The sequence below is a fragment of the Sabulicella rubraurantiaca genome, assembly GCF_017355885.1.
Taxonomy (GTDB): Bacteria; Pseudomonadota; Alphaproteobacteria; order Acetobacterales; family Acetobacteraceae; genus Roseococcus; species Roseococcus rubraurantiacus.
This window is the reverse complement of sequence record NZ_JAFEUU010000023.1, coordinates 1-16,294: the sequence shown is the minus strand read 5'-3', so window position 1 is coordinate 16,294 and position 16,294 is coordinate 1. Positions and strand designations below refer to the sequence as shown.

Annotated in this window: 14 protein-coding genes and 1 pseudogene; 8 read left to right on the top strand and 7 right to left on the bottom strand. The window is 66.3% G+C overall.

Annotated features, from left to right (window positions below; all coding sequences use genetic code 11):
* Window positions 1-12: 12 nt before the first annotated feature.
* From JTJ31_RS22360 to JTJ31_RS22330, 6 genes and pseudogenes are all read right to left on the bottom strand, one after another.
* Complete coding sequence (locus JTJ31_RS22360) at window positions 13-642, bottom strand: hypothetical protein (RefSeq protein WP_207540965.1); 630 nt, start codon at window positions 640-642, stop codon at window positions 13-15.
* Window positions 643-1,430: 788 nt separating this feature from the next.
* Window positions 1,431-1,901, bottom strand: a complete 471-nt coding sequence (locus JTJ31_RS22355; protein WP_207540964.1) for a hypothetical protein — start codon at window positions 1,899-1,901, stop codon at window positions 1,431-1,433.
* 9 nt (window positions 1,902-1,910) lie between these two features.
* Window positions 1,911-2,390 (bottom strand): annotated as a pseudogene (locus JTJ31_RS24845) (lactonase family protein).
* Between the two features lie 35 nt (window positions 2,391-2,425).
* Window positions 2,426-2,581, bottom strand: a complete 156-nt coding sequence (locus JTJ31_RS22340; protein ID WP_207540962.1) for a hypothetical protein — start codon at window positions 2,579-2,581, stop codon at window positions 2,426-2,428.
* A gap of 222 nt (window positions 2,582-2,803) precedes the next feature.
* Window positions 2,804-4,117, bottom strand: coding sequence for an omega-aminotransferase AptA (locus JTJ31_RS22335; protein WP_207540961.1), 1,314 nt, complete (start codon window positions 4,115-4,117; stop codon window positions 2,804-2,806).
* 34 nt (window positions 4,118-4,151) lie between these two features.
* Window positions 4,152-5,057 carry a GntR family transcriptional regulator gene (locus JTJ31_RS22330; protein ID WP_207540960.1) on the bottom strand — a complete coding sequence of 302 codons (906 nt, stop codon included), beginning with the start codon at window positions 5,055-5,057 and terminating at the stop codon, window positions 4,152-4,154.
* A 115-nt stretch (window positions 5,058-5,172) separates the two neighbouring features.
* On the opposite strand from JTJ31_RS22330, the gene JTJ31_RS22325 reads away from it, so the two are divergent.
* The 7 genes from JTJ31_RS22325 (at window position 5,173) to JTJ31_RS22300 (ending at window position 14,142) form a co-directional block, all read left to right on the top strand.
* The gene (locus JTJ31_RS22325; protein ID WP_207540959.1) at window positions 5,173-6,291 is read left to right on the top strand and encodes a C45 family autoproteolytic acyltransferase/hydolase; all 1,119 of its coding nucleotides are present in this window, start codon (window positions 5,173-5,175) and stop codon (window positions 6,289-6,291) included.
* Entirely contained in the window at window positions 6,291-7,835 is a 1,545-nt protein-coding gene (locus JTJ31_RS22320) for an ABC transporter substrate-binding protein (RefSeq protein WP_207540958.1), read from the top strand. Before JTJ31_RS22325 ends, JTJ31_RS22320 begins: the two co-directional genes overlap by 1 nt.
* A complete protein-coding gene (locus JTJ31_RS22315) occupies window positions 7,832-8,776 on the top strand; it encodes an ABC transporter permease (protein ID WP_207540957.1) in 945 nt (314 codons plus the stop codon). The genes JTJ31_RS22320 and JTJ31_RS22315 overlap by 4 nt, the downstream gene beginning before the upstream one ends.
* Window positions 8,773-9,576 carry an ABC transporter permease gene (locus tag JTJ31_RS24840; RefSeq protein WP_236020549.1) on the top strand — a complete coding sequence of 268 codons (804 nt, stop codon included), beginning with the start codon at window positions 8,773-8,775 and terminating at the stop codon, window positions 9,574-9,576. Before JTJ31_RS22315 ends, JTJ31_RS24840 begins: the two co-directional genes overlap by 4 nt.
* Window positions 9,573-11,159, top strand: a complete 1,587-nt coding sequence (locus JTJ31_RS22310) for an ABC transporter ATP-binding protein (protein ID WP_328805800.1) — start codon at window positions 9,573-9,575, stop codon at window positions 11,157-11,159. The genes JTJ31_RS24840 and JTJ31_RS22310 overlap by 4 nt, the downstream gene beginning before the upstream one ends.
* 269 nt (window positions 11,160-11,428) lie before the next feature.
* Window positions 11,429-11,581, top strand: coding sequence for a transposase (locus JTJ31_RS22305; protein WP_207540955.1), 153 nt, complete (start codon window positions 11,429-11,431; stop codon window positions 11,579-11,581).
* A gap of 293 nt (window positions 11,582-11,874) precedes the next feature.
* Window positions 11,875-14,142 (top strand): hypothetical protein, encoded by a 2,268-nt coding sequence (locus JTJ31_RS22300; RefSeq protein WP_207540954.1) that lies wholly within the window; start codon window positions 11,875-11,877, stop codon window positions 14,140-14,142.
* Window positions 14,143-14,244: 102 nt separating this feature from the next.
* Here the strand turns inward: JTJ31_RS22300 and JTJ31_RS22295 are convergent, their stop codons facing one another.
* Window positions 14,245-14,733: a Na+/H+ antiporter NhaA gene (locus JTJ31_RS22295; protein WP_207540953.1), complete on the bottom strand. Its 489-nt coding sequence runs from the start codon at window positions 14,731-14,733 to the stop codon at window positions 14,245-14,247.
* Between the two features lie 250 nt (window positions 14,734-14,983).
* On the opposite strand from JTJ31_RS22295, the gene JTJ31_RS22290 reads away from it, so the two are divergent.
* On the top strand, window positions 14,984-16,294 hold a 1,311-nt coding region (locus tag JTJ31_RS22290), incomplete at its 3' end, for a right-handed parallel beta-helix repeat-containing protein (RefSeq protein WP_207540952.1).

Below are 16,294 nucleotides of genomic sequence, written 5' to 3'. Positions count from 1 at the left end.
CGTAAATCTCGTCTAAGGCGCAGCAGGTTGAGGGCCGGATATGGGCATGTGCCCCTCGCGCCTGATTGCTGCCATAACCTCCTGAGCAGTCTCCCTCACCGCGATATCCGTATTGAAGCGAAGGCCAACCATGACGATGGCCGCGCGTGCCCCAGCAGCATGCCGTTCGTTGGAGTCGCGGACGAGGACGATCCTGTCGAGCGCCAGGTAGACGCGGCCGTGGTTCAGATCGGTCAATGTCACCAAGCGCTGGCCAGCACTGCGGAGGCGCCGGGCAAGTGCCTCGGCTGGCTCAATGGTTCGCTGCTGGACCCAGGCCGCCGTATCGATCGTGGTGAAGTTCTCGACCCGTCCCACTCGTACGACCTGCGACGTAGCGAGGTGCACGGGAGCGCGGCCTTCTGCAGGAACGATCTCGATGAACCCACTTGGCGACGCATTGCTCGGTGGGTCCGTCTGGCTTTGGGCCTCCGCAACACGTCCCACAGCCGCCGAGAAGAGAATGGCGGACGCAGTCAAACCGGTGATGAACACCCAATCGGCAGCTCGGGGGTAGGGCTTATAGGCCATGGCAACGCTTTGCTGGTTGAGGTTTCCCGGCTCCAGGCTGCGCTGTGACCAGCACCACAGCGGCAGAAGCACTCATGTTGTCCTCGGACCCAGATTCGGCGGCCACCGTCATCCGAACGGCTCCTGCGTGTCGTGCACAGCAAGCTTCTTCATTAAGTTGCCATTATGAAAAGGCTGCGTCCAAGGTCGTGGGCGATCATCTTGTCCTGTCGCCCCGCGACCATGGCTGAAATGGTGTAGGCAGCCCACACTGGCGATCTCAGGAACTAATGGACCATGGTGGAGCGACAGTGCCACAACTGACGCGCTCAGGCCACGGCCGCGCCCTCGCTCCGTGTTCGGGGAATGCCCGCGGATCTTCCGTGAAACGCTTCGGGTTCTTTAGGGTGACCAAGTAGTCGCCGTCGGCAGGCTGATCCTGTGGTGAGCCATATCATGACAGTCATACGTGATGTTGTCGGAGAGCACGCGCCCCGCGAGTTGCACACAGAGGCGGCAGGCGAAATCCTTCGGGTTCATGGGGAGGCGGGGGTTCGGCCACGGCCCTCGAAATAGCTTCGGACGTGAGGAAAGCCGGAACGCGGCCGGGATGGCGGAGACATTCACCACCCGCCCCGCTGCCACTTCGAATACAGTATGGCGGCGACCCGGCCGGGAGACGGGCCTAGCGCCTCCCAGTTGAAAGCGCTGAAGTCGGACTAGCGGGCGATCTTCGCGACCGCAACGCGTCGAGCAGGCAGTGGACTACCTGCGCAAGCGGCAGCCCGCCGCGGAGCAGGAACGTCGGCTGACGATATTCCTGAGGCGACGATCGACGAAGCAGCCAGAGCATCATCTTCGGCGGGGTCTTCACATCCCGCTCATGCAGGAAAGAAATGGTTCCAATGTCCCTCTTGCAGGGAAAAACTGCCCTTTTTCAGGAACTTCGCAAGGACACACGCTCGCGGTGAGGCATCGCAATCCCCATATGCGGAATGTGCCACGGCACGCAGGAGAATGTGATGTTTGAGGTAGTTCTTGTGGGCGTCGTCATGGGCACTCTGGCCTATGGCTTCATGACCCGCGTCGCTTTGAGGGAGGCACGTCTGCCTGATCCTCGCCAGCCCGGCCTCGACGGCTGAGGCTCTGGAAACACCAGAAGGCCCCGCCGAAAGGCGGGGTTTTTCTTTGCGCAACCGCCAGGCCGGGACACGTCCGGCCCGGAACTGCAGCACCTCCGTCGCCGCGGGCGCGTCGACGTTGAAATTGGCTCCTGAGTTGCGGGCCAAGGCCGGCTCCAGCACCGCGATGCGCTTCTCGTCGCCCGAGATATGTATGGCGACGACGACCAAATCGTCCCCTTACTGATTCAGCGCCGCTCTCGGCGAAGCTCTTGCGAAAGGGCTCGCTGAAGGTCCACTCGTAGCTTCCAGCCGGCAGGCCGTCACCGTGGAATCCCTCTCGTTCAGCGCATAAACGAGGCTTCCGTTGGGATGCACCACCGTGTGGCGCGGCCCCGCAACCTCCCGTGCCTAGACGCGCCTTTGGGAGGTCGGCGTCAGCGCGCCGGTGGTGCGATCGAGGTGGAAGGAGAAGATGCAGTCTACCCCCTTATCGTGCACGAGCACGATGCTGCCCGATGGCGTGAGTGAGACGCCGTGCGGCTTGGCAAAGGGCTGCTCGGCTCGATGCGGACCCGGCTCGCCGGTCGGAGGATAGAGCTTGGGACCGCTGGCGATGCGGCCACTCTCGGGATCAACCGGCAGCACCGCGACGGCCGAGGGGAGGTGGTTGGCCACGTGCAGGAAGCGGTCATTGGCTGACAGCGCGAGATGAACCAGATTGCGGCCTTCGGCGCTGACGGGATTGCGGAAGGTCAGCGCCCCGCCGCGCCAATCGCGAAAGAGGAGACATCCGAGCCGTCACCATGCACCGCGTAGAGGAAGTGTTGCCGTGAGTCGAAGGCGAGGAAGGAGAGGTTCACCAGGCCAGGAACGCGCTGGAGGTGGACCCAGCCTCCCTCGGCGTCCACTGGAAGACCTCAAGACCCTCGCCCCGCGCGTCGCGGTCTCAGGCGTGCGGAAGCCGACATAGGCATGAAAGAGCGGTTCGCTCATGCTGCGCTCCTTCCTGCGACTTGGCCGCCTTCTCGCGGCCCGCACTCGTCAGGTGTTCGTTCAAAATCTGTGCTGCGGCAGCGCGTTATCTCCTGTGGAAGACCTCACTGGCGTTCTGAATACTGAAGTGACGTAATTCAGGCGGCGCGAAGCGCAGCCCGGAGGGTGTCGACGATCTTGCCGATCTCGGCAGGAGATATGACCAGGGGCGGGGATAAGACCAATGTGTCTCCTGCCGCCCGAACAAGGACCCCGTCATCAAAGCAGCGGTCCGCAATGGCTGAGCCGAGCGTTCCCCCGCGTGACTCCAGCTCGATGGCGCAGAGGATGCCGGCGGTGCGGATTCCACGGACGAGCGACAGGCCGCGCAAGTCGTGCATGGCGTCGGCCCAGGGGCCGGCAATCGCCGCCGCCTGCTCGAACACGCCTTCGCCCTGGTACGCATCCAGCGCTGCGAGGCCCGCGGCACAAGCCAATGGGTGGCCGGAATAGGTGTAGCCGTGGAAGAGTTCGATCGCATCCGGTGGTCCGGCCTTGAAGGCTTGGTACACCCGGTCGGAGACGATGGTCGCGCCCATCGGGACCGCGCCGTTGGTCAGACCTTTGGCGCAGGTGAGGATGTCCGGGGTCACACCAAAGGCCTGCGCCGCGAAGCAGCGGCCCATGCGGCCAAACCCAGTGATCACCTCGTCGAAGATCAACAGGATTCCATGCCGGTCGCAGATGGAGCGCAGCCTCTCCAGATAGCCGCGCGGCGGAGGGTAGACACCCCCCGAGCCCGTGACGGGCTCCACGATCACGGCCGCAACGGTGGAGGGATCGTGAACGGCGAGCAGTGCCTCCAGCGCGTCAGCGTAGTCGGTCCCGATCTCCGGCTGCCCGCGACAGAACTCCATCCGTTCGGGATCGTAGGGGAGCGGCAGGTGATACACCTCGGGCAGCAGCGGTCCGAAGTCGCGCTTGTGGCGCGCGATCCCGCCGACCGAGAGGCCGCCGAAGCCGACGCCGTGATAGGCCTTCGCACGGCCGACCAGCTTGGTCCGTCCGCCTTCGCCGCGCATGCGGTGATAGGCGCGCGCCACCTTCAGTGCGCTGTCCACCGCCTCGGAGCCGGAATTCGAGAAGAACACATGGTCCAAATCCTCTGGCGCCGCGGCGGCCAGCCGCTCTGCGAAGGCGAAGGCGCCTGGGTGGCCCATGCGGAAGGAGGAGACGAAGTCCAGCCGGCCAGCGGCCTCTCGGATCGCTTCCGTGACGCGCGGATGGGCGTGACCGAGATTGACGCACCAGAGCCCCGCCATGCCGTCGAGCACGCGGCGCCCGTTGGCTTCGATATAGTGCGTCCCCTCCGCGCCGACGAACATCATCGGCCGGTCGCGGAAGGCGCGCGCGGCAGTGAATGGCATCCAGTAGGACTCACTGAGCACGTTCGCTCGCTTGTCGCACGTCATCGGGCATTCTCCAGGTGGGTGCAGTCGAGCCGGCTCATCGTGTGGCGCGCAGCACCGCAAGCCTTTCGCCAAGGGCGGCCGCGACTTCCAGATGCGCGCGAAGAGCCAAGGAGGCCGCCTGCTGGTCGCCGCGTTCCAGCAGGTCGAGGATGGCGAGATGCTCGCGCGTGCTCCGATGCACGCGCTCGGCACCGAGGTGCCAATCATAGTTCATGAGGCGCCGGAGCCGGTTGTGCTGGTCCGCGGCCTGGACCATGAAGCGATTTCCCGATCCGGCGACGATGCCGTGGTGGAAGGTGGCGTTCAGCTCGAAAAATTCCACCGCGCGGCTGTCATTCCAGGGCTGCTCCAGAAAGGCTCGATGGCCCTTGCGCATCTCGGCGAGGAAACCATCGGGCAGTCGGTAGCCGCCCTCAAGCAAGGCGGCGGGCTCCACCACCATCCGGAAGCGATAGGCCGCCGCGCTGTCCTCGGGAGTTGCGAGGCTGGATGTGAAGCGCCAGCCGTGGCCACGCTTGCGCGTCACGATGCCGAGTTCCTCAAGCCGCCGCAGGGCACGGGATAGGTCGCCACGGGCTGCCCCCGTGTGGCGTTGCAGTTCGGCTTCCGACAAGTCATCCGGCAAGCGGCGCGCGACGCGGTCCCGCGCGATGCGCACCATGAGGGCAGCGACGGCGTCCTCTTCCGCCGGCAGGGAGGTTCGGGCGTCGCGCAGGATGATCGTGCGCCCGCGGGCCTCGACGTTACCGGCGGCCGCCAACACGGCCAGAGCGCCGCGGATGGGAGTTCGAGAGACGCCCAGGCGCTCGGCCAGCTCTTCCTGCCGCAACTTCGTTCCTGGCTGGGCACCGTCCTGGAGCAGGAGGTCCAGCACGGCGCGAGCGAGGTCCTGATGCAGCGGCGTTGCGGTGTGGGATGCGGGGGGAGGTTTTGAAGACACCGGGGGCTTCCGGAATTCCCTTGCCGCTCGTTTCATGGGCCCGTAACGTATTTTGCGCAAGCATAATCCAAGATCGGGGGGCCAAGAATTGGTCAGCTCAAAAGCTTCGCCGCAAGTGCCCTCGCCGCCACCGCTGATCGAGGTCTCTGGGCCGCCGCGCGAACGTGGGCGGCAATACGGGGAGAAGGCGGCCTCCCGCATTCGGCGCGGCATCGAGCACTATTCCGAGCAACTCGGCGCAGATGGGCTCGACTGGCCGGCCATTCGTGAACTGGCGCGCGAGTTCGAGCCGAGCGTGGCGCGGTTCGACGCGGACATGCTTGAGGAGATGCGCGGCATTGCGGAGGGCGCCGATGTGGAGCCGGCCGCCATTCTGCTGCTGAATGCGCGTACGGAGATCCTCAAGCTCGCGAAGCGCCGGCGCGACCCGGATCCGGATGGCTGCACCGCCGTCGTGGTGCTGCCGGGCATCGCGGCCCAAGGCAAGCTGATCCAGGCGCAGAACTGGGACTGGAAGGCCGAATGCGCTGAGACTGCGGTCGTCCTGAAGATCCGGCGCGAGGACGGGCCGGACGTGCTGACCTTCACCGAGGCCGGCGGCTTGGCGCGGAACGGCATGAACGCCGCAGGGATCTCCATCACCGCGAACTATCTGGAAAGCGACCGCGACTACCGGAGCGCTGGCGTGCCGCTCGCGCTGATCCGCCGCAAGGCGCTGATGGAGCCGATGCTCGCATTGGCAATGCGGACAATCTACTGCACGCCGAAATCTGCCTCCAACAACATGACGGTCAGCCACGCGGAGGGCGTCTGCATCGACTTTGAATGCGCTCCGGACGAGAGCTTCCAGGTCCATCCGGAGAATGGCCTTCTGGTGCATGCAAACCACTGGCAAAGTCCGGTGGCCCTCTCCAAGCTGAAGGACACGGGGGTCGTCAACACCCCCGACAGCCTGTATCGCGACCTCCGCGTGCGTGAGCTGCTGGGCGGCAAGCGGGGCCGAATCACGCCCGAGGACGTGAAGCTCGCCCTGTTCGACGAGTTCCAGTGGCCCTGGTCGGTCTGCCGGCCGCCGCGGCCAAACCTCTCGAACAACCTGTCCGCCACCGTGGCGCAGGTGGTGATGACGCCCGCGGACGGCGTGATGGAGGTGGCGATGCTGCCTGCCCTCAACCGGAACTTCACGCGCTACACCCTCCCGATGGACATCAAGGCCGCAAGGAGTGCCGCGTGATGCTCCATGTCCTCGCGCTGGGCCTGGCTGCCCTGTTGTGCTCGACGCCGGTGATGGCGCAGGAGACGCTCCTGCGCACGCGGCTGAACTCCGATATCCGTTCGACCGATCCCGGTACCAACCGTGACGCCAACACGGACGCCGTGGTGCAGCACGTCGTCGAAGGGCTGGTCGCCTATCGCGAGGACACATCGATCGGCCCGCTTCTGGCGGAGCGCGTGGACCAGAGCGAGGATGGCCGCACTTACACCTTCACGCTGCGCCAGGGCGTGCGCTTCCACAACGGTGCGGTGCTCACCTCGGCGGACGTGAAGTTCGCCTGGGATCGCTATATGCGGAGAGAGACGAACTGGCGCTGCCTGCCAGAGTTCGATGGCCGCGGCGCGGCACGCGTGACGGCGGTCGAGACGCCTGACCCGCTGACGGTGGTCTTCCAGCTGGCGGAGCCGTCGGCGCTGTTCCTTGCCAACATGGCGCGCGTGGATTGCGGCGGCACGGGCATCTGGCACCGCGACTCCCTCAACGCCGATGGCAGCTGGCGGACGCCCGTGGGAACCGGCCCCTACCGGCTCGGCGAATGGCGCCGCGGGCAGTTCGTGGAACTGATGCGCTTCCCGGACTACGTCGCCCGGGTCGGCGAGCGTGACGGCTACACAGGCAACAAGGCGGCCTTCGTGGACCGGATCCGCTGGTTGATCATCCCCGATGCCGCGGCGGCCAAGGCGGCGCTGCTGTCGAACACCATCGACGTCATCCCCGACATCAACTCGGAGGATCTGCCCGAGTACCGGGCAAGGAGCGATATCCGCACATCCTCCACCCAGACCATGGGCGTGATGGCCCTGCTATTCCAGACGCGCGATCCGCTGCTGCGCGACGTCCGCCTCCGCCGCGCCATCGCGCTGTCCCTCGACCTCCCAGAGATGGCGCGAGCACTCTCTGACGGGCATTCCGAGTACAACCCCTCCATCATTCCGTCGCGGAGTCCGGCGAATGGCGAAGCCCAGCGCGAAGGCTACCGGCGCGACCTGAATGAGGCGCGCCGCCTGCTTCGCGAGGCCGGCTACCGCGGCCAGACCATCCGCATGCTGACCACGCAGCGGTACAGTTCAGTCTTTGACGCGGCGGTCATGGCGCAGGCCATGGCCAAGGAAGCAGGGATCAACATCGAGTTCGATGTGCTGGATTGGGCCACGCTGTTGGACCGCTACACGCGGGGCGACTACGCCATGATGGCGTTCACCTACTCGGCCAGGCTCGATCCCTCGCTGTCCTTCGAGATGGTTTCGGGCCCCAAGGACGCGCAGCCGCGCAAGACCTGGGACAACCCCGAGGGCCTCGAGAGGCTGCGGGAGAGCATGCGCATCTCCGACCCTGCCCGTCGGCAGGCGCTGTTTGACGACCTGCACCGGCGCTTCATCGCGGACGTCCCAATGATCACCCTCTACAACGACGCGAATATCGCGGCGTTCCGCGCCAACGTCACCGGCTTCCAGACCTGGCCTACGGGCCAGCCGCGCTTCTGGGGCGTTCGCGTGCGATGATCGGCTACGCGGTGCGTCGTCTCCTTGCGGCGATCCCGACGCTCCTGCTGGTCGCGGTGTCCGTCTTCCTGCTGATGCGTGCCATCCCAGGGAACCCAGCGCAACTCATGCTCGGCGATGCGGCGGGACCGGAGGAGGTGGCGGCGCTGCGGCAGTCCCTCGGTCTTGACGCGCCGCTGCCGGTCCAGTTCCTGGCCTGGGCCGGCATGACGCTCTCGGGCGATCTGGGCCGCTCCATCACCAACGCCCAGCCGGTCCTGCCCCTGATCATCGAGCGGTTCCAGGTCACGGCGCTCATCGTGCTGGTGGCGGTCGGTCTGGCGGCGCTCATCGCCATTCCACTCGGGATGTTGGCCGCCTGGCGGCAGAACCGGGCGCTGGATTTCGCGATCGTGTCCTTTGCCACGCTTATGCTGTCCATCCCGTCCTTCTGGCTGGGACTGATCCTGCTGCTCGTCTTCGGGGTCTGGCTGCGCTGGCTGCCGGTGGTCGGCTTCGTCGGCTTCACCGAGGACCCTGCCGCTGCCGCCGTCTACGTGATCCTGCCCATTCTCACGCTGGTGCTGGTGGAGACTGGGGCCGTGGCACGCATGGCGCGATCGGCCACGATCGACGTGTTGCGCCTCGACTACATCTCCCACGCAAGGGCGAAGGGGCTGTCGGAATATCGCGTGCTGCGCCGCCACGCACTGCCCAACGCCATGGCGCCCACCCTGACCTTGATCGGGCTGGTGCTCGGAAACCTGCTCGGCGGCATTGCCGTGATCGAGACGGTGTTCACCCTGCCGGGGCTGGGCCGGCTGCTGGTGGAGGCGATCTACCAGCGGGACTACCCGGTGGTGCAGGGGGTGATGCTATTCGTTGCGCTGGTCTACGTGGTGGTCAACCTGCTCGTGGACTTGCTCTACCCTGTCTTCGACCCACGGGTGACGGCGGAATGATGTTGCGCCCGAATCTCCTGGTCGGTGGCACGCTGTTGGCCGGTATCGCAGCGGTCTCGGCCATTTCTTGGTTCTGGACGCCGTTCAATCCGCTCGGGGTGAACCTGCGGCGGCGACTTCGGCCGCCCGACGACCTCAACTGGCTCGGCACGGACGAGTTTGGTCGCGACGTGCTGTCCCGCCTCATGGCGGGCGCGGCGACCAGCCTCACCGTCGCGGTGACGACCGTGGCTGCGGCGTTGGTGCTCGGAATCCTCATCGGTCTTGTCGCTGGCTTCTTCCGTGGATGGGTGGACCGGGCGCTCATGGCGGTGAACGATGCCCTGCTGGCCTTCCCGGGCATCTTGCTGGCGCTCGGCCTGCTCACCGTGATCGGCCCCTCGAAATGGGGAATCGTGCTGGCTCTCGGCCTTGCCTACGCCCCGACGGTGGCGCGGGTGGTGCGCAGCAGCGTGCTGTCCCTCCGGGAACGGGAGTTCGTCGAGGCGTCGCGCGCTCTCGGGAACTCCGAAGCCTACACGCTGTGGCGGCACGTGCTGCCAAACTGCATCTCCCCGCTGACGGTGCTGGCCACGACGATGCTGGGCTGGGTCATCCTGTCGGAGAGCGCGTTGTCATTCCTCGGCCTCGGTGTCCCGCCTCCGGCTCCGACCTGGGGCAACATGCTCGCTGCGGCCCGGCCGTTCCTGGAAAGCGCGGCCTGGCTGTCAGTTGCCCCTGGCGTTCTGATCGCGGCGAGCCTGCTGGCCACGAATCTGCTGGGCGACGCGCTGCGCGACATTCTGGACCCGCGGACGTGACGCCGCTCCTCGGCGTCCGGGGCCTTCGCATCGGTGCGCCGCCGGGTTTTGTCGCCGTGAACGACATCTCCTTTGACGTGATGCCGGGAGAGATCCTGGCGGTCGTCGGCGAGTCCGGCTCGGGCAAGACGGCAACGGCGCGCGCCGTCATCGGCCTCTTGCCGCCGGGCCTCGAAGTGATGGGCGGCAGCATGGAGTTTGCCGGTGCGCCGCTCGGGCCCGCGGAGATGCGCCGCCTGCGCGGACCCGGGATCGGCATGGTGTTCCAGGAGCCCATGACGTCGCTCAACCCGGCCCTGCCGATCGGGGAACAGATGGCGGAAGGGCTCGCGCTTCATGCACGGCTGGGCCGTAGCGAGATCTCCGCGCGCTGCCACGCGATGTTGCGGCGGGTCGGCATCGCCGACCCCGATGCCTGCCTTCGTGCCTTTCCTCATGAGTTTTCCGGCGGGATGCGCCAGCGGATCATGCTGGCTTCCGTGATGTTGCTGCGCCCGAAGCTCCTGATCGCCGACGAGCCGACCACGGCCTTGGACACGTTGACGCAGGCCGAAGTGCTGGACCTGATGGTCGGGCTGACGCGGGAGGAGGGCAGCGCCGTCCTGCTCATCACCCACAATCTCGGCTTGGTCGCGCGTTATGCCGACCGCGCGGTGGTCATGCGCCGCGGGCATATCGTGGAGGAAGGGCCGGCACGGCAACTCCTTGCCATGCCGCGCCATGACTACACGCGCGCGCTGGTGGACGCGCTGCCACGCCGCGGCCCTCCAGCGGCGCGCCGGCCGCCGTCCGAGCCTCTGCTGAGGGCGGAGGATCTGACGGTGGACTTCGCTGGCCGCCGGCGCCTCTTCAGGCGGGAGCGCCGGGTGCAGGCTGTGAAGGGCGTGGACCTTGCTGTGCATCCAGGTGAGTCCGTGGCGCTGGTCGGCGGCTCGGGCTCGGGGAAGACCACGCTTGGCCGAGCCATGCTCCGCCTGGTGGACCCGTCAGGCGGGCGCATCGTCTTCCGCGGCGAGGACATCACCCGTCTTCGCGGCGCCGCCCTGCTTCCCTTCCGCCTGGACTGCCAGATCGTCTTCCAGGATCCGTACTCCTCACTGGACCCGCGTATGCGAGTCGGGCAGATCGTGGCCGAACCGCTGCGCCACGTGGACGGCTTGACGGGAACCGAGCATACGAGGCGGGTCGAGGCCATGCTCGACCAAGTGGGCATTGGCGGCCTCGGCCGGCGCTACCCGCATGAGCTTTCCGGCGGTCAAAGGCAGCGCGTCGCCATCGCGCGTGCGCTTGTTCGGGAGCCCGCCTTCGTGATGGCGGACGAGCCCGTGTCGGCGCTGGACATGACGATCCAGAAGCAGATCTTGACCTTGCTGCGGGACCTGCAACGCAAGCGGGGCTTCGCCTGCCTCTTCATCTCACACGACCTTGCCGCGGTCGGCGAAATCGCCGACCGGGTGACCGTGATGAAGGACGGGCGCATTGTGGAGGAGGGGCCGCGAGATGCCGTGTTCGACGCTCCACAACATCCCTACACGCGCGCGCTGCTTGATGCCGCACCGCGGCTGGAGGCTGTGCCGGCCTGACCGGGCTTCCCTGCAGTGCCTTGTGCTGCGGGAGACGTAACAAACTTGGCCTCAACCACAAGAAGCAGCACCCCTCCTGCTTGTCACCAATGCTCCCTGGTCCGGTCACTAAGCGGTCTGGCCGATGGCACCGTTGGTCGGGCGAGCAGGTCCGAGCCCATCGGTAGCCCGCCGCAGACTAACAGCGTCGGCTTGTGATGTAGCCGCTGCGCAAGCCGAGCAGGAATGCGACGGTGTGCGCCACGGCGACCGCATTCGGATGGGCGGCCATGGCTTCGGGAACGGGGCTGGATGCGCCCTACCTGACCTTGCTGGCCAAGGATGCGATGCCGCGTGAGCACCCGCTGCGGGAGGTGTTCAACGGGCTGCGATATGTGGTCCGCCATGGCCTCGCATGGCGGACCATGATTCAGGCGGGGTGATACTGTTGGCCATACGCGTGGCCGGTGAGATTGATGCCGAGCGACGTAGGGCAGTCCGCTGACAAGTCTGCGCCGTCCAGAACAATCTTGTTGCGCTCCAGCAGCGATCGGCGGAATGCTCCATTCCTCGGAATTGAAGTCGGTATCTTCGGACCGGAGATCTGCGCGGCGCGCCTGATCGTTCCCGCATTCGGTCACGCAGCGTGAGGTCGCGGGTATCCGTGCGCGCACGCCACGTGGCTCGCTCATTTGCACGCCGCCTGCGGTGCGGAGCAAGGCAGAGGGAGACGTCCATGCCCGATTTCGACCAAGGCGATCTCGACGCACTCGCCGCCGCGTTGCTGCGGCGCCTTGGGCTCCTCTCCGGTCCCCTGCCACCGGCAGGCCCTACTGGCGTGCCCGAGCCGCGCTTGCCGGAGCTGCTGCCTTTCGACAGGCCGATGCCCGAGCTGTACCGGCCGGCTCGACTGGCGATCCAAGGCCTCGAAGTCACACAGGCTACGCAGTATTTCGGCTCCAGCTTCGGCGCCGACAACTCCATTCCCATGGTCGCACTCAAGCCGATGGTGGTGCGGGCCTATCCCTACGCCATCCCAGGGCTCCTCACTGGCGACACGCTGTCCGGTCAGCAGGTCACGGGGGAGCTGGTGCTGAGCCGCTGGGGCAAGGAGGTGTACCGGACCGGGCCGACCCGCTCAGGTGGTGCGCGCTTAGGCCGGCGCACCGAACTCGACCGCACCCTGTGGGACAGGGAGGATGATTTGTGGGTGGGCTCGCGGGACGGGCTGTCGATGACGCATCTCCGCGGCAACCCACCGCTGAACTTTCTTGTCCCGGCTTGGTATCTCCGCGCGGAGCAGACGGTCGCCACGGTGCGGCTTTGGGTCGCCTCGGCGCCGGGCGTCACCGCTGATGCCTCGCTGCGGCTGGACGTGCTGAACGTCGCCGCGCCCAAGGTCGCGCTGGTGCGCATCAAGTGGGATAACGGCATGGGCACGGTGGTCACGCCGGCCGACGACGACATGCTGGGCACCTTGCGCCTGGCCGAGCGCATGCTGCCCTTTCCGTATTTCGAGGCCAACATCCTCACGCTGTCCTACACGCGCAGCGGCAATTTCGGGGCGACCGTCAGCGCTGGCGGGTGCAACGCCCTGTGGGACGAAATCCTGAAGCGACTGAAAGAGGCCCGCTTCTGGACGCAGCTGTTTCAACTCGCGGACATCGTCATCGGAATCGTGCCGGCGGCGGGCTTCCCGACCGGGCAAACCACGGTCAACACGGGCTGCGGCAGCGGGGAGGACGGGGTGGGTGCCTTCTTCGCGGGGCAGGAGATGACGACCGCGCACGAGATCGGCCACATCTACCAGCGCCCGCACGTCCATGTGCCAGGTGACCCGAAGAACGACCCAGATTATCCGAAATACAGGAAGGGCTTCGACCGATCGATCGGCGAGGTCGGGCTGGATGTGGGGCTGTCGCCGCCGACGCTCTACGACCCGGCGACGGCGATCGACGTCATGGCCTACACGACGGCAGCGGGGGAGCCGCAATGGATCTCACCCTACACCTACTCAAAAATCCTTGAGGCGAGGTCGCTTTATGCCACTGTCCCGGCCGACCCGCGTCGGGTTCGGCCCTGGTTGATCCTCACCTTTCAACTGGAACGCATGGCCCGGGGCGGACGCACCGTCGCGTTGGAGAAAGCGATCCGGCTGGACGCACCCGGCGGCATCACCGCGGCCGCAGGCCAGGACGAGAGCCCAATCTCGATTGATCTCCTCGACGCGGATGACCGGATCCTGGCGACGCATCATGCCTACCCCATCCGCTCCGAGCCGGGCAGATGCGGATGCCACGGTGGACGCGGCGGAGTTCCCAAGGGACGTGAACCCTTCCTCAGCTTCGTCGAGGCGATTCCGTTGCCTGAGCGAGAGGTGGCGCGCATCTCCTTCCACACCGGAGACGCACCGCTGCTGGTGGTGGAGGCCGGCGATCCGCCGTACATCGCACTCGTCGGACCCGAGCAGCAGGAGGACGGGTTGCATCTGCGCCTTGAGGTATCGGGCAGCGACGAACGCATCTCCACCGTGATCTTGTTCACCGGCGACGGTGGAGAAACCTGGATCCCGGTCGCCGAGGATCCGCCGACCGATGTGCTCTTGGTGATCGACCCGGCGCAACTGCCTGGAGGCCAGCGCTGCCGCTTCCGCGCGGTGGCGACGGCCCGTCTCCGCTCGGCCACCGCCGAAACGGGGGAGTTCGAACTGCCCCGGCGTGGCCGTGGCCTCTTTGTCCGGGCGGAGGCTGACCCCTGCGCGAGAGGATGGGTGCGTTTGCATGCGCTCATCGATGTGCGCGGCCTGGGCGCGGTGCCACCCCAGGATGTGCGATGGGAGTCGGACCGCGACGGCGATCTGGGGCAGGGCTTCGAACAGGCGGCACGGCTGTCGGACGGGAGGCATGTCATCTCGGCCTCGATCCCCGACGGATTGGGCGGCAGGGTGACGGAGCGGGCCATCATCATCGTGGGTGGCCGTCCGCCGCAAACCTTGCCGGGCTAGTGGACGGCGCCTAGCGGAAGAGCCTCTGCCAGGACGCTCGCTGATCGGGCATCGCCGTTCGGCATCACTCAGCGACGGCGCGCACAGTGGCGGAATCGGCGCTCATCGAGCGGCTTGACGGAGTTCGGCTCGTTGCCCGTGCCGAGCAGGCCGATACCTTTCCCGCACGGATTGCTGGCCAGCACGCCCATTGGAAGGGCGGTGCAGAGAGCCTCGGCGGACGGCTAGGCTAGGATCGCTTTCAGGCGACAAGCGGGCATTCTCACCTGATCCCGCAGCCTGCCGTGACGGCGTTCCTGGCCAGTCCTGAGGAGCCACGCGGAGCAACGCGTAAATCAGCAAGCCGGAAATCATAGAGCCTGCTTTAACGCCGATCTTGGCTTTCGCCTGGAGGATCCGGCCACCGGGGAATGCCAGCACGGTGATGAACAGGCTCACGGTGAAGCCAATGCCACAGAGCAGCGCCGCTCCCAGCATCTGAAGCCGGCCCGCATAGGCCGGCATGTCCGCCAGCCCGAGACAGATGACGAGCATGGAGTAGTCGGGCTCGCCCACCTCCTTGCCAACCAGAAGCCCCAGCGGACGGGCCAACCCTCAACCGCAGCGCTCATGCTCGTCGCAACAGGATCAAGCGCCTCGGTTGGTACAGCGAAGCTAGCGTCGCATCGCAGTCAAATATGGCCGAGAGGCGGAAAACTATCCTGTGGGCATTACCCTCGTCTCGCTCAAGACCGAGTGAGACGATCGAGCTCGCATGCCTAGGAATTCTACGGATTGTCGCAGCGTTCGAACCTGGCTGAATGGCCGCTCTTCATTTCGTGAGAGTTCGGGGGGCCTGAGAATGGCGAATTTGACTGTTGGGCAGGGCAAGCAGTTCTCGACGATTTCTGGCGCAATCGCTGCGTCACGGGACGGGGACGTCATCTCGATCGATGCCGGCACCTACACGAACGATTTCGCCACCATCAACACGAAGATCACCCTCGAGGGCGTGGGCGGCATGGTGAAGATGGTGGCCACGGCGGCGCCGCCGAACGGCAAGGGGATCCTGGTCACCAACACCGACGTCACCATCAACGGCCTGGAATTCACGGGCACCAAGGTGCCGGACGGGAATGGGGCCGGCATCCGCTATCAGGCGGGCCACCTGACCATCAACAACAGCTATTTCCACCACAATGAGAACGGCATTCTCGCCAACCCCAATACGGCGGGCAGCATCACCATCCGCAACTCGGAGTTCAGCCATAACGGCAAGGGGGATGGCTACACCCACAATCTCTACGTCGGCAAGATCGGCTCGCTGACGATCGACAACAGCTACTTCCACGATGCGGCGGTGGGTCATCAGATCAAGAGCCGGGCTCTGGTCACCACGATCACCAACTCGCGCATCGCTGAGGGGCAGGGCAACGGCTCCTACAGCATCGACCTGCCCAATGGCGGCCAGGCGAAGATCCACAACAACATGATCGAGCAAGGGGCACGCACCGGAAACCCGGTGATGGTCTCCTATGGGGTGGAGGGCGGCCTCCATGCGAGCAACAGCCTCGAGATCAGCGGCAACACGATCTCGAACCTCCTCGGCTCCCCGTCGGCAAAGTTCCTGTGGAACGCGACGACGGTCACGGCCACGGTGAGCAACAACAGTGTCTTCGGGCTGACCTCCAGCCAGTATGGCAGCGGGGCGATTGCCTTCTCCGGCATGACCGTGCTGACCACAGCGCCCGTGCTCGACAGCTCCTCGCCCTGGGCCACCACCGCAGCCCCGGCCCCCGAGCCGGCGCCAGCGCCCGCTCCGGGGCCTGCGCCGAGCCCGGTGGACCCCTCCGACGTGACGGGCACCACCGGCAACGACGCCATCACGTTGCTGGGCAGCGTGATTGGGGCGACGGTGGACCTCGGCGCCGGCAATGACACCCTCACCCTGTCCTCGGCCGGGCCGAACACGCTGGTGGTCTTCAATGCCGAGGTGATCAAGGGCGGAACCCAGGCCGACACGGTCATGCTCGGCGCCGCCATCAGCGGCGCGACCATCGACCTGGGTGCAGGGCGTGACACGCTGCGCCTCGCCAATGGCTCGAACCAGGTGACCGTGGCGAATGTCGAGGTCGTCCAAGGCGGGACGGGGGCGGACATCGTCACCTACTCC